At 65.4% G+C, this 12,774-nt stretch carries 11 protein-coding genes; 8 read left to right on the forward strand and 3 right to left on the reverse strand.

All coding sequences use genetic code 11. From position 1 onward, the window contains the following. Window positions 1-23: 23 nt before the first annotated feature. The 4 genes from YUU_RS0113565 (at window position 24) to YUU_RS0113580 (ending at window position 3,554) form a co-directional block, all read left to right on the forward strand. Window positions 24-848 carry an enoyl-CoA hydratase gene (locus tag YUU_RS0113565; RefSeq protein WP_027522855.1) on the forward strand — a complete coding sequence of 275 codons (825 nt, stop codon included), beginning with the start codon at window positions 24-26 and terminating at the stop codon, window positions 846-848. A gap of 105 nt (window positions 849-953) precedes the next feature. Next, window positions 954-1,538 carry a CoA-binding protein gene (locus YUU_RS0113570; RefSeq protein ID WP_027522856.1) on the forward strand — a complete coding sequence of 195 codons (585 nt, stop codon included), beginning with the start codon at window positions 954-956 and terminating at the stop codon, window positions 1,536-1,538. Window positions 1,539-1,690: 152 nt separating this feature from the next. Next, complete coding sequence (locus tag YUU_RS0113575) at window positions 1,691-2,971, forward strand: O-acetylhomoserine aminocarboxypropyltransferase (RefSeq protein ID WP_027522857.1); 1,281 nt, start codon at window positions 1,691-1,693, stop codon at window positions 2,969-2,971. A gap of 187 nt (window positions 2,972-3,158) precedes the next feature. Then, window positions 3,159-3,554: a hypothetical protein gene (locus YUU_RS0113580; RefSeq protein WP_027522858.1), complete on the forward strand. Its 396-nt coding sequence runs from the start codon at window positions 3,159-3,161 to the stop codon at window positions 3,552-3,554. Here the strand turns inward: YUU_RS0113580 and YUU_RS0113585 are convergent, their stop codons facing one another. After that, window positions 3,555-4,637 (reverse strand): COX15/CtaA family protein, encoded by a 1,083-nt coding sequence (locus YUU_RS0113585; RefSeq protein ID WP_027522859.1) that lies wholly within the window; start codon window positions 4,635-4,637, stop codon window positions 3,555-3,557. 96 nt (window positions 4,638-4,733) lie between these two features. Between YUU_RS0113585 and YUU_RS0113590 the strand changes: the two genes are divergently transcribed. Continuing rightward, window positions 4,734-4,943, forward strand: coding sequence for a DUF2842 domain-containing protein (locus YUU_RS0113590; RefSeq protein WP_027522860.1), 210 nt, complete (start codon window positions 4,734-4,736; stop codon window positions 4,941-4,943). Window positions 4,944-5,017: 74 nt separating this feature from the next. Here YUU_RS0113590 and YUU_RS0113595 read toward each other — a convergent pair whose 3' ends face one another. Further along, window positions 5,018-6,070 (reverse strand): polysaccharide deacetylase family protein, encoded by a 1,053-nt coding sequence (locus YUU_RS0113595; RefSeq protein ID WP_027522861.1) that lies wholly within the window; start codon window positions 6,068-6,070, stop codon window positions 5,018-5,020. A 133-nt stretch (window positions 6,071-6,203) separates the two neighbouring features. Here YUU_RS0113595 and YUU_RS0113600 point away from each other — a divergent pair, with 133 nt between their 5' ends. Then, window positions 6,204-7,391, forward strand: coding sequence for a GNAT family N-acetyltransferase (locus tag YUU_RS0113600; protein ID WP_027522862.1), 1,188 nt, complete (start codon window positions 6,204-6,206; stop codon window positions 7,389-7,391). Between the two features lie 25 nt (window positions 7,392-7,416). Here the strand turns inward: YUU_RS0113600 and YUU_RS0113605 are convergent, their stop codons facing one another. Further along, the gene (locus YUU_RS0113605) at window positions 7,417-9,651 is read right to left on the reverse strand and encodes an exopolysaccharide transport family protein (RefSeq protein WP_027522863.1); all 2,235 of its coding nucleotides are present in this window, start codon (window positions 9,649-9,651) and stop codon (window positions 7,417-7,419) included. A gap of 199 nt (window positions 9,652-9,850) precedes the next feature. Here YUU_RS0113605 and YUU_RS0113610 point away from each other — a divergent pair, with 199 nt between their 5' ends. Both YUU_RS0113610 and YUU_RS0113615 read left to right on the forward strand, forming a co-directional pair. Continuing rightward, the gene (locus YUU_RS0113610; RefSeq protein WP_027522864.1) at window positions 9,851-10,984 is read left to right on the forward strand and encodes a glycosyltransferase family 4 protein; all 1,134 of its coding nucleotides are present in this window, start codon (window positions 9,851-9,853) and stop codon (window positions 10,982-10,984) included. Between the two features lie 123 nt (window positions 10,985-11,107). Continuing rightward, window positions 11,108-12,652: an undecaprenyl-phosphate glucose phosphotransferase gene (locus YUU_RS0113615; protein WP_027522865.1), complete on the forward strand. Its 1,545-nt coding sequence runs from the start codon at window positions 11,108-11,110 to the stop codon at window positions 12,650-12,652. Window positions 12,653-12,774: the final 122 nt, after the last annotated feature.

The following is a 12,774-nucleotide window of genomic DNA, read 5'->3' on the forward strand; positions in this document are numbered from 1 at the left end:
CAAGATCCCAAACGGAAGCGTCAATGTCCGTCCAACCCGCCCGCACCCCCTCCCCGGAACCGCCGATCCTGCTGCGCGAGATCGTCGGCAGCGTCGCCGTGCTCACGCTGAACCGCCCCGCTGCGCGCAACAGCCTGTCGGAGGCGATGATCGGACAGCTGCATGCGAGCTTCAACGCGATTGCCGAGGACAAGCGCATCCGCGCGGCCGTCATCGCCGCCAACGGCCCGGCCTTTTCCGCCGGCCACGACATGAAGGAATTGACCGCGCGCCGCAGCGATCCCGATCGCGGCCGCGCCTATTTCGCCGAGATCATGAATGCCTGCAGCGCGATGATGCAGGCGATCGTGCGCCTGCCCAAGCCCGTGGTCGCTGCCGTCCAGGGGATTGCGACCGCCGCCGGCTGCCAGCTCGTCGCAAGCTGCGATCTTGCGATCGCATCCGACGCCGCAAGTTTTGCCACGCCCGGCGTCGACATCGGCCTGTTCTGCTCGACGCCGATGGTGGCGCTGTCGCGCAACGTGCCGCGCAAGCAAGCAATGGAAATGCTGCTGACCGGCGAGCCGATCCCCGCCGCACGCGCCCGCGAGATAGGCCTCGTCAACCGTGTGGTCGCAGCCGGCACCGAACGCGATGCTGCGATTGCGCTCGCCGAACAGGTCGCGCTGAAATCCGCCTACACCGTCAAGCTCGGCAAGGAGGCGTTCTATCGCCAGGCCGAGATGAGCCTTGCCGATGCCTATCGCTATGCGGCGGAGGTGATGACCGAGAACATGATGGCGCGCGACGCCGAGGAAGGCATCGGCGCGTTCATCGAAAAGCGCGAGCCGAAATGGGAAGATAAGTAACCCCGTCATTGCGAGCGAAGCGAAGCAATCCAGAAATCCCACCGCAGCAACAGACTGGATTGCTTCGTCGCTTCACTCCTCGCAATGACAAGAAAAAGACAGCTAATGAATCACGACGCCTATCCCGACAATTACATCCGCGGCATCCTCAACAGCGTGAAGTCGATCGCGATGGTCGGCGCTTCGCCGGTCAATGTGCGGCCGAGCTACTTTGCGTTCAAATATCTGGCGCAGCGCGGCTACGACATGATCCCGGTCAATCCCGGCCATATCGGCAAGGAGCTGCTCGGAAAGCCTTTCGTCGCCTCGCTTCACGATATCGGCCGTCCCGTCGACATGATCGATATCTTCCGCAACTCCAGCCACATCATGCCCGTGGTGGAGGAAGCCTTGAAGCTCGATCCGCTGCCGAAGGTGATCTGGATGCAGCTAGGGGCACGCGACGACGCGGCCGCGGAGAAGGCCGAGGCCGCCGGTATCAAGGTCGTGATGAACCGCTGCCCCAAGATCGAATATGGGCGGCTGTCCTCGGAAATATCCTGGATGGGCGTCAATTCGCGCACGCTCAGCTCCAAGCGCCCGCCCGCGCCGACGCAAGGCATGCAATTGTCACTCAATCGCATGAGTGTCGGCGGCGGCAATACCGCAGCGGCCGATCGCGCGGCCAAGAACAAGACCGAGCAGAGCTGACGCAGCTGCGAAAGATTCGCTTCGCGAACGCGACAAAGCGAAGCAAGCCCGTTTCGAACAAGGCGAGGTGCGCGCGAGCGCCTTGACGCCGGCCATCGCCGCGATCAGCATGCCGCGCGTTTTTCAGCCTACCCAAGAACAGGACGCCACGAATGAGCGATCGCCTTCCGGGATTTTCGACCCTTGCCGTGCATGCCGGTGCACAGCCCGATCCGACGACCGGTGCGCGCGCAACGCCGATTTATCAGACGACCTCTTTCGTCTTCAACGACGCGGACCACGCCGCCTCGCTGTTTGGCCTCCAGTCATTTGGCAACATCTATACCCGCATCGGCAATCCCACCAACGCCGTGCTGGAGGAGCGCGTCGCAGCCCTCGAAGGCGGCACCGCCGCGCTCGCGGTCGCCTCTGGCCATGCCGCGCAGGTCGTGGTGATGCAGCAATTGCTCCAGCCCGGCGATGAGTTCATCGCCGCGCGAAAGCTCTATGGCGGCTCGATCAACCAGTTCACCCACTCGTTCAAGAGCTTTGGCTGGAACGTGGTTTGGGCCGATCCCGACGACATCGCGAGCTTCGAGCGCGCGGTGACGCCGCGAACCAAGGCGATCTTCGTCGAGTCCATCGCCAATCCCGGCGGCAGCATTACCGACATCGAGGCGATCTCCACGGTAGCCCGCAAGGCGGGCGTGCCGCTGATCGTCGACAACACGCTGGCGACGCCCTATCTGATCAAGCCGATCGACCACGGCGCCGACATCGTCGTGCACTCCTTGACGAAATTTCTGGGCGGCCACGGCAACTCGATCGGCGGCGTCATCGTCGATGCCGGTACCTTCGACTGGTCGAAGGACGGCAAATATCCCATGCTCTCGGAGCCGCGCCCTGAATATCACGGCATCAAGCTGCACGAGACCTTCGGCAATTTCGCCTTCGCCATCGCCTGCCGCGTCCTCGGCCTGCGCGACCTCGGCCCTGCGCTCTCGCCGTTCAACGCCTTCCTCATTCTCACCGGCATCGAGACGCTGCCGCTGCGCATGCAGAAGCACTGCGACAACGCGAAAGCTATCGCCGAATTTCTGTCCGGCCATTCCGCCGTGGCGTCGGTGAGCTATGCGGGCCTTGCCGGCGACAGGTACAACCAACTCGCGCGCAAATACGCGCCGAAGGGCGCGGGCGCGGTGTTCACCTTCAGCCTCAAGGGAGGCTATGACGCCGGCGTCAGCCTGGTGTCGAAGCTGACGCTGTTCTCGCATCTGGCCAATGTCGGCGACACCCGCTCGCTGGTGATCCACCCGGCCTCGACCACGCACAGCCAGCTCGACGACGCCGCCAAGGTGAAGTCCGGCGCCGGTCCCGACGTGGTGCGCCTGTCGATCGGCATCGAGGACAAGGAGGACCTGATCGCGGACCTCGATCAGGCCCTGGGCGCCTGAGGCTGGTCATTCCGGGGCGCCTCGAGGGGGCGAACCCGGAATCTCGAGATTCCGCGTTCGGTGCTTCGCACCGCCCGGAATGACGGACACTATTCAGGACCGGCCCAGAAATTTACGCGCCTCTCGTTAACGCTCCGTCCGGCATAGACTGAGATACTGGATCGCCTTTCCTGATTCGGAGCCGACCATGCTGCGCTGGATAATGTCCCCTCTGGCCGTGATGCTGATGGTCACGAGCGCACTCGCGGCCGACCAGGTCGTCGTGCAGAAGAAGCGGCACGTCGAGCAATTGCCACCGGGGCTGCCGCGTCCACATTACAAATTCCGCACCACGATCGCGCCGGCGGAGCCGCCGCAGGTCTGGGTCGAGACCGATCCGGACGCGCTGATCTCGCCGGCCTACGGCGTCGGCAGCTACATCCGCAATCTGCCGGGCACCCCGCTCCTGCCAGGCTCGAATACGCTGCCGGGCTACTATGGCCGCCCCTGGGATTACGACTATCAGGGTCCATACTACGGCGGCCCGCAGGTCAGCTACTGGTGGCGGCTGCCCTACGCCTGCGGCGTCTACGGCTACTGCTGATCAGCCGGCTTGGCTCGCGGGAACGACGCGCGAGTAAGTCTCAGTGGACCTTCGCGCAGCAAGGCGCTCGGCCTGCATCACGGCCAGCGTCAGCACGAGGATCGCGACCGCCTGGTGCGCGAGCGCGAGCCCCATCGGCACCTGGTTCAACAGCGTCAGGATGCCGAGCGCGGCCTGCAGGCTCACCGCCGCAAACAGCCACACGGCGCCGCTCGCAGCAGTACCTGCACGCGAACGCACGGCATCGATCGCGTGCAGCAACGCCAGCGCGAACAACGCATAAGCCGTCATGCGGTGCTCGAACTGCACGGTCAGCACATTGTCGAACAGGTTGCGCCACCACGGCGTCTCGAACCACAGCCGCGCCCCCGACGGGATGAACGCGCCGTCGATCTCGGGCCAGGTGTTGTAGGCGCGCCCGGCCCGCAGGCCCGCCACCAGCGCGCCGAGATAAAGCTGCACGAAGGTTACGACGACGAGCACTGCGCTCGTGAACTTCAGTCGCACTGAGACAACGATCCCCTGGCGCGCGCCGAGCCGCCGCAAGGTCCAGACGATGCCAGCGAAGATCAGCAGCGCCAGAACCAGATGCGTCGCCAACCGATACTGCGACACTTCGACCCGTTCCGAGAGGCCAGAGGCCACCATCCACCAGCCGACCGCGCCTTGCAGCGCGCCGAGCCCGAACAGCAGCCACAGCCGCCGTTTCAATTCGCTCGATAGACCCCCGCGCCACAGGAAGAACAGGAACGGCAACAGATACGCGACGCCGATGAAGCGCCCGAGCAGCCGGTGGCTCCATTCCCACCAGAAGATGGTCTTGAAGTCCGACAGGCTCATGCCGGCATTGAGCTGGCGATATTGCGGGATCTTCTTGTAGGCCTCGAAGGCCTCGGTCCACTGCGTCTCGGTGAGCGGCGGCACGCTGCCCGTCACCGGCTTCCATTCGACGATCGAGAGCCCGGACTCCGTCAGGCGTGTCGCGCCGCCGACCAGCACCATCAGCGCGATCAGCGCAGCCACGGAAATGAGCCACCAGCGCACGGCGCGATGCGGGTCGGAGGAAGCTGATATCGTGGTCATTTCGGCCGGAAAACCAATGCTTGAACCAGGCTGCGCGCCCCTTATAGTCCCCCGCTCCCGCAGCGCAAGTTACGCGAAAAGCCGCAAGCTCCCGCCATGAAGATCCGCACCCGCAAGTTCCTCGGTACCATCGCGCTCCTGGTGCTGGCGGCGACATGGGCGCTGCTCGGCATGGTGCTGGCGCAGCTGCCGTGGATCGCGGAATCCGGCTGGCGCCAGGCGATCTATTACGTCGTGGTCGGCATGGGCTGGGTGCTACCGGCAATGCCGGTGGTGAGCTGGATGCAGCGGCCCGACCCGGCTTAGCCTACGCAAACGCGCTTGCGCGTTTGTCGGCAGCAAGCTCGGGTGTCCGCTCATCCTTCCGGATCGAACTTAGCTCAAGAGGACGTGCTGCCCGTCGGCTTCACAGGCGGAAACGTCACGCCCGAGACGAGCACGCGCAGCATCCGCAGCGAGCGGCGCCGGCCGTCCCAGGAAATCCGCGGCAGCGCGCGCAGATTGGTCCGTCCCTCGACGTCGACGATGCCAGGAATCGTCGACACCGCGCTGGCAAAGCCCGCCTCCTCCGCCATCACCACATGGCTGCGCCGGAACGAGATGCGGTCGCCGAACGGATAGGCAAAGTGTCCGATCTCGCGGTGGAACGCGGATTCCGCCACCGCCTTGCCCATCGCCATCTCGCGGGAAGCTGCCGTATCCTTCATGGTGGCGAGCGCGGCATAATTCACCGTCGCGCTGCCGATCGTCACCAGCGGGTCGGCTGCAAGCTTCGAAAGATCCGACCAATCCATCCACGCCTCGCGCGAGACGGCGGCGAGATCGACGCGATGTCGCTTGCAGAGATCGTTGATCGCAGCCGACAGCTCCGCCGGCGGCAAGGTTCTGAGCCAGTCTTCGAGCAGCGTGAACAGCGCCTGCTTCTCCGCACGGTCGGTAACGACGAAGCGTTGCTCCTTCTCGCCCATCATCAGGCTGATGCGACTCTCGCGCGCGATCACCTGTTCGAGCGCGAGCCACCAGGCTTCGCCGACGCCGTCGGGAAAGGCGGTCGGCACGTAGACCGTGAAGGGCACGCCGTGGCGCGACAGCACCGGATAGGCGAATGTGGCGAGATCCTTGTACGCACCATCGAAGGTCAGCGCCACGAAGCGCTGCCGCGCGGGCAGCGTCACCGCGCGCCGGCAGACCTCATCCATGCTGACGATGTCGAACTTCCACCGCTTCAGCGCGCGAAGCATGCGGTCGAGGAATTTTGGTGTGATCTCGCTGGCAAGCAGCGGCTGGAATGGCGCGCGCCCGCGCGGCCTGACGCGCTGAAAGCGCAGGATCGCGCCGGCGCCGCCTGCGCTCCGTCCGCGCAGCCGGTGCTGGCCGGTGAACCAGGCCAGCTCCAGCCGCAGCCGTTCCATCCATCGGTCGTCGGAGGCCAAGATCCACCCTTTGCGAGCCGGCGAGCGGCCGGTTCCTCTTTCCATTGTCCTTACTCTTTGTTGACATTTCTTTGCAAAGGTCGGCCACAGGCCGAACTACGCTTATTTCCGTTTTTCTCGACAGGTTTTGCGAATGACCATGGCTGCGGCGATGCAAAGCCGGACGGCAGAAGCGCCAGCGCGGTCGAAAGCGAGCCGTATCGCCGAGATCGACATCGTCAGCGATCTCGCCATGGCGGAACCGTTCTGGCGCGCGCTGGAGAATACCGGCCACCTCGCAACACCCTATCAGCGCTTCGACCTGCTCGCCCCCTGGCAGCGTCACGCCGGCGAGCACGAAGGCGCAGCGCCGCTCATCGTCGTTGCCCGCGATGCCGAGCGCCGGCCGCTCGTCGTGCTGCCATTGTGCACGCGGCAAAACCATGGCGTGACCGTCGCCTGCTTCATGGGCGGCAAGCATACGACCTTCAACATGGGCTTGTGGGACGCCGATTTCGCCGGCCACGCCAATACCGCCGACCTCGACGCGCTGCTCGCGGCCCTGCGCACGCGCGGCGGCGTCGACGTGCTCGCACTGTCGCAGCAACCGATGCGCTGGCGCGACCAGCAAAACCCGTTCGCGCTTCTGCCGCGCCAAAATTCCATCAACGGCTGCCCGCTGCTCGCGATGCCGCCGGGCGGCCCGCCGGAGTCGCGCATCAGCAACTCCTTCCGTCGCCGTCTGAAGAGCAAGGAAAAGAAACTCAAGGCGCTCGCCGGCTACCGCTATCACCTCGCCACCACCGATGACGACATCACGCGCCTGCTCGACTGGTTCTTCCGCGTCAAGCCGGCGCGGATGGCGGAGCAGAAGCTGCCGAACGTGTTCGCCGAGCCCGACGTCGAGGCGTTCGTCCGCTCGGCCTGCCTGGCGCGGCGCGGTGAAGCCCGCGTCATCGACATCCATGCGCTTGAATGCGACGAGGAGGTGATCGCGATCTTCGCCGGCGTCGCCGACGGCCGCCGCTTCTCGATAATGTTCAACACCTACACGATGTCGGAGCACGCGCGCTACAGCCCCGGCCTGATCCTGATGCGCAACATCATCGACCGCTACGCGGAAGCCGGCTATGACGCGCTCGATCTCGGCATCGGCTCGGACGACTACAAGCGCCTGTTCTGCAAGAGCGACGAAGAGATTTTTGACAGCTTTGTCCCGCTGACCTCGCGCGGCAAGCTGGCAGCGATGGCGATGTCATCGCTGAGCCACGGCAAGCGCCTCGTGAAGCAGAACCAGCTGCTGTTCGACCTGGTGCGAAAACTACGCCGGGCGTTCGGGTAAAACCTATCCCCTTGCACGCTGCCGCCTACGCCGCCACCACGCGCGGCGCTTCCACCGCATCCGACGGCTGCACCGGCTTCTTCAGCATCGTCACCTCGCTGAAGCCGACCGCCTTGAGCTGCTCGCACATCGAGGTGCAGGCCTCCATGGGCATGCCGGCGTCCGGCACCACGACGGCCCGGGCGTTGGTCGTCAGCAGCTCGGCAGGCAGGTCGGAGGCGCTACCGGCGTCGAGCAGCACATGGTCGTAGACGCGGAGCAAGGCGTCGATCGCCAGCGTCACGCGCGGCGATTGCAGAAGGCTGCGGTCGAAGCCCGGGCGACCGCCCGCGACCAGTTGCAGGCGCGAGAGCTTGTCCTTGGTGATGATCTGCGCGAACGAGGCCTCGCCCTGCATCAATTCGGCAAGGCCAGGGGCTGAGGGATCGGCCGAGATCGCCGAAATCGTCGGCGACGATGCGGCGAGATCGACGACCACGACCCGCGCGTCGCGCGCCAGTTGCCGTGCCAGCGTCAGCGCGGTCAGCGTGATGCTCTCGCCCGCCGCGGTGCCGAGCACCGCCACCTTGCGCGCGGCGTCGCCGGCGCGGCGCAGGCTGTCGGCAAGCTGTTCGATCTCGGCGAACTCGGTGATGTCTGCGTCGGAAGCCATCTCCGGCTGGAGCGGCGCCGGCTCGCTCACGACGGGCTCAGACTCGACGGGCTCGGATTCAACGGCCGGTTCACTGCGAACAGCAACGCGCGAGGTGGCAGAGGCCGGCGTGAACGCGGCGATGGCGCGCGGCGCCGTCATGCGCAGGAGCTCGCCGGTGACGACGACGCCGGTGCTGAGCAGCAGCGTCGTCAGCGTGGCGATGAGCACGATCGGCAGCTTTTTCGGATAGGCGATCGTGTTCGAAACGATGGCGCGCGAGATGACGCGCCCCTCGGTGGGCGCGGTGTCGATGGTCTCGCGGGTATTGGCCTCGCGATATTTGGCCAGATAGGTCTCGAGCAGGTCGCGCTGCGCCTTGGCCTCACGCTCCAGCGCACGAAGCTGGACGTCCTGGCCGTTGGTCGAGGTCGCCTGCTTCTTGAGCTGCTCGAGGCTAACGGTGAGGCTGTCGACGCGGCTGCCGGCGATCCGCGCGTCATTCTCCAGCGAGCGCGAGATCTTGCCCGCCTCGTCACGGATCTGCGTGTCGAGATCGCCGATCTGCGCCTTCAATTCCTTGATGCGCGGATGATTGCCGAGCAGCGTCGAGGACTGCTCGGCGAGCTGCGCGCGCAGCGTCACCCGCTGCTCGGACAGCCGGCGCATCAGCTCGGAATTCAGCACCTCCGATGCCTCGATCGGCTTGCCGCTCTGAAGCATCTCGCGGATCAGCCGCGCCCTGGCTTCGGCATCGGCCTTCATCGCACGCGCATTGTTGAGCTGGGTGTTGAGCTCGCCCATCTGCTGATTCGACAGCGTGGTGTTGTTGGTGCCGACGAACAGCGACGATTTGGAGCGAAAATCCTCGGCCTTGGCCTCGGCTTCCGAGACCTTCTTGCGCAGGTTCTCGATCTCGCCCGACAGCCACGCGCTGGCCGACTTGGCCTGCTCCTGGCGCGCGCTCTGTTGCAGCACCAGATAGCCGTCGGCGATCGAATTGGCGACGCGCGCGGCAAGCTCCGGATCGGCCGACTGGAATTCGACGACGATCACGCGCGACTTGTCGACCGCGTAAGCGGTCAGGCGGTCATAATAGGCATCCAGCACCCGCTCTTCCGGCGTCATCGAGAACGGATCGCGGCCGATCCCGAACAGCCCGGCCAGCGACTTCAGCGGCGAGATACCGCGCAGGACCGGGTCGAATTCGGGCAGCTGCGCGAGCTTGTTCTTCTTGATGATCTCGCGCGCCAGATCGCGCGACAGCACGAGCTGCACCTGGCTGGTGACGGCCTCGGCATCGAGCGCCTGCCGCTCCTCGGTGCTGCGGTCGCTGGTCGGACGCAGGAAGACGTTCTCGCGCCCGTCGATCAGGATGCGGGCTTCCGACTTGTAGCGGGGCGTCACCAGATTGACGCCGGCGAGCCCGAGCACCAGCGCCAGCATCGTTGGCGCGATGATGAAGCCCCGCCTGCGCTTGAGCGCGGCACCGAGCGCATGCAGATCGATGTCGCCCGATTCGGCTTGCGCCGCCTGCGCGACGGCGGCCGCGACCCTCGGCTCGGGCTTGTGCAAGGCCCGTTCAATCAAGGCCTTGTCCTTGCCGGCACGCCAGAACGCTAAACGCATCGCACACTCCCGCAGGGCAACGCCGCCGCCCACCTCAACCGGGGCGATTACACTCCATTATGGTTGCCGCTGGGTTAATCGCGCCGCACGCGTGCATAGCGCGACGCGCGAACACCGTTTGTTAACCATGAAGCCGCTTAATCGGGATCGATAATTCAGTGGATTGCTCCGTCATCGCCTGCGAGCGCTGGTTCAGATCATGCCCCCCTCTGTCGACCAGCCGCTTCGCATCCTGCACGCCGTGCGTGCCCCGGTCGGTGGCATCTTCCGCCACATCCTCGACCTCGCCAACGGCCAGGTCGATCGCGGACATCATGTCGGGATTCTCGCCGACGATCTTACCGGCGGCGAGCGCGCAGCGAAGGCGCTGGCCGAGATCGCGCCGCGCCTGAAGCTCGGCGTCTATCGGCTGGCGATCCGCCGCGAACCATCGCCCGACGACTTTCTGGTGTGGCTGCGCATGAGGCGCCTGATCGGAAAGCTCGAGCCGGATGTGATGCATGGCCATGGCGCCAAGGCCGGCGCCTTCGTGCGGCTCAGGCGGCGCTCGAGCGACGCCATCCGCATCTACACCCCGCATGGCGGCTCGCTGCACTATCCCCTGCATACCTTCAAGGGCGAGTTTTACGCGCGACTTGAACGGGCGCTGACGAACAGCACCGACCTGTTTTTGTTCGAAAGCGCCTTTGCCCGCGACACCTATCAGCGCATCGTCGGCAAGCCCAAAGGCGTGGTGCGCTGCGTCTTCAACGGCGTGACGCCGGAGGAATTCGAGCCCGTCGCCACCGCCGAAGATGCGACCGACCTCGCCTATGTCGGCGAGTTCCGGCACATCAAGGGCGCCGACCTCCTCGTCGACGCGGTGGCGCGCCTGCACGCCCAGGGTCGGAACGTCACGCTGACACTCGGCGGCGACGGCGAGGAGATGGCGGCGCTGAAGGCGCAGGTCGAGAAGCTTGGCCTCGCCGGTTCGATCCGCTTCATCGGCCACGTCAAGGCACGCTACGGCTTCTCCAAGGGGCGGCTGCTGGTCGTTCCCTCGCGCGGCGATTCAATGCCCTATGTCGTGATCGAAGCCGGTGCGGCCGGGATCCCCATGATCGCCGCGAAGGTCGGCGGCATCCCCGAGATCTTCGACGCCGAGAGTTCCGCGCTGTTCGCCCCCAGCAATGCCGAGGCCATGGCGGAGGCCATAGGGGCTGCGCTGGACGATCCGCAGGCGACCGCCCAGCGCGCGGCGAGGTTGCGTCAGCGGATCTCAGCGCACTTCTCCCAGCAGGCGATGGTGGACGGCGTGCTGGCCGGCTACCGCGACGCGTTTGCCAATCATTAACCACCCTTAAGGCGGCTTTAGAATTTCTTCCGATTTGTCCGATAAGCGAAAGCGAGGGGGACTCCCGCGCTTCGCGCGCCTAAATGCGCGTCCGGCGGGTTTCAGGAATGGACGTGGACGACCGTGGAACAGCTCAACGCACGCTCGATGCTCGACGCCGCGACCAGTGCCGCCGCACCCGTTGAGAAGCCCTTTGTCGAACGCCGTCGCCGCCTTTCGCCGGCAGCACTTGCGATCGTCAACCAGAAGGTCGCCCGCGCCTATTCGCCGATCGTGATCACCGGCTTCGTGCGCGTCGCCGATTTTGTCCTGCTCAGCCTCGTCGGCACGGTACTTTACTTCGGCTACGTCACGCCGCAGACCGGCTTCCGCTGGGAATATCTCGCTGCGATCTGCGCCGTCGCGGCGGCTGCCGTGATCTGCTTCCAGGCCGCCGACATGTATCAGGTCCAGCTCTTCCGCGGTCAGCTCCGCCAGATGACTCGGATGATCTCGTCCTGGTCGTTCGTGTTCCTGCTGTTCATCGGCATTTCCTTCTTCGCCAGGCTGGGCAGCGAAGTTTCGCGGCTGTGGCTCGCCGCCTTCTTCTCCCTTGGCCTCGCCGCGCTCGCCGCCGAGCGCCTGGCGCTGCGAACGCTGGTGCGCACCTGGGCACGCGAGGGCCGGCTCGACCGCCGCACCATCATCGTCGGCTCCGACCGCAACGGCGAAGAGCTGGTCGAGGCGCTGAAGGCGCAGGAAGACTCCGACATCCACGTGCTCGGCGTGTTCGACGACCGCAACGACAGTCGCGCGCTCGACACCTGCGCGGGCGCGCCGAAACTCGGCAAGGTCGACGACATCGTCGAGTTCGCCCGCCGCACCCGCGTCGATCTCGTGCTGTTCGCGCTGCCGATCTCGGCGGAGACGCGCATCCTCGAGATGCTGAAGAAGCTCTGGGTGCTGCCGGTCGACATCCGCCTCTCCGCGCACACCAACAAGCTGCGTTTCCGTCCGCGCTCCTATTCCTATCTCGGCGAGGTGCCTACCCTCGACGTGTTCGAGGCGCCGATCACCGACTGGGACCTGGTGATGAAATGGCTGTTCGACCGCATCGTCGGCGGCCTCGCGCTGCTCGCGGCCCTTCCGGTGATGGCCCTGGTGGCGCTGGCGGTGAAGCTCGACAGCCCCGGCCCCGTGCTGTTCCGCCAAAAACGCTTCGGCTTCAACAACGAGCGCATCGACGTCTACAAATTCCGCTCGATGTATCACCATCAGGCTGACCCGACAGCCTCGAAGGTCGTCACCAAAAACGATCCGCGCGTCACGCGTGTCGGCCGCTTCATCCGCAAGACCAGCCTCGACGAGCTGCCGCAACTCTTCAACGTGGTCTTCTCCGGCAATCTCTCCCTCGTCGGCCCGCGCCCGCACGCCGTCCAGGGCAAGCTCCAGAGCCGGCTGTTCGACGAGGCCGTCGATGGCTATTTCGCCCGCCACCGCGTCAAGCCGGGCATCACCGGCTGGGCCCAGATCAACGGCTGGCGCGGCGAGATCGACAACGAAGAGAAGATCCAGAAGCGCGTCGAGTTCGACCTCTACTACATCGAGAACTGGTCGGTGCTGTTCGACCTCTACATCCTCCTGAAGACGCCGATCTCGCTGCTGACCAAGAACGAGAACGCGTATTGAAGGTGGATTGCCCAAACCAAGCTGTCATCGCCCGGCTTGACCGGGCGATCCAGTAATCACCGGCAGCGGACGTCACCACTGACGGCGCGGAGTACTGGATGCCCCGCCTTCGCGGGGCATGA

Source organism: Bradyrhizobium sp. Ec3.3, assembly GCF_000472925.1.
GTDB lineage: Bacteria > Pseudomonadota > Alphaproteobacteria > Rhizobiales > Xanthobacteraceae > Bradyrhizobium.

Coding starts and splice junctions, on each gene's coding strand:
- YUU_RS0113565 (WP_027522855.1), top strand. CDS start 24: ATGTCCGTCCAACCCGCCCGCACCCCCTCCCCGGAACCGCCGATCCTG.
- YUU_RS0113570 (WP_027522856.1), top strand. CDS start 954: ATGAATCACGACGCCTATCCCGACAATTACATCCGCGGCATCCTCAAC.
- YUU_RS0113575 (WP_027522857.1), top strand. CDS start 1,691: ATGAGCGATCGCCTTCCGGGATTTTCGACCCTTGCCGTGCATGCCGGT.
- YUU_RS0113580 (WP_027522858.1), top strand. CDS start 3,159: ATGCTGCGCTGGATAATGTCCCCTCTGGCCGTGATGCTGATGGTCACG.
- YUU_RS0113585 (WP_027522859.1), bottom strand. CDS start 4,637: ATGACCACGATATCAGCTTCCTCCGACCCGCATCGCGCCGTGCGCTGG.
- YUU_RS0113590 (WP_027522860.1), top strand. CDS start 4,734: ATGAAGATCCGCACCCGCAAGTTCCTCGGTACCATCGCGCTCCTGGTG.
- YUU_RS0113600 (WP_027522862.1), top strand. CDS start 6,204: ATGACCATGGCTGCGGCGATGCAAAGCCGGACGGCAGAAGCGCCAGCG.
- YUU_RS0113605 (WP_027522863.1), bottom strand. CDS start 9,651: ATGCGTTTAGCGTTCTGGCGTGCCGGCAAGGACAAGGCCTTGATTGAA.
- YUU_RS0113610 (WP_027522864.1), top strand. CDS start 9,851: ATGCCCCCCTCTGTCGACCAGCCGCTTCGCATCCTGCACGCCGTGCGT.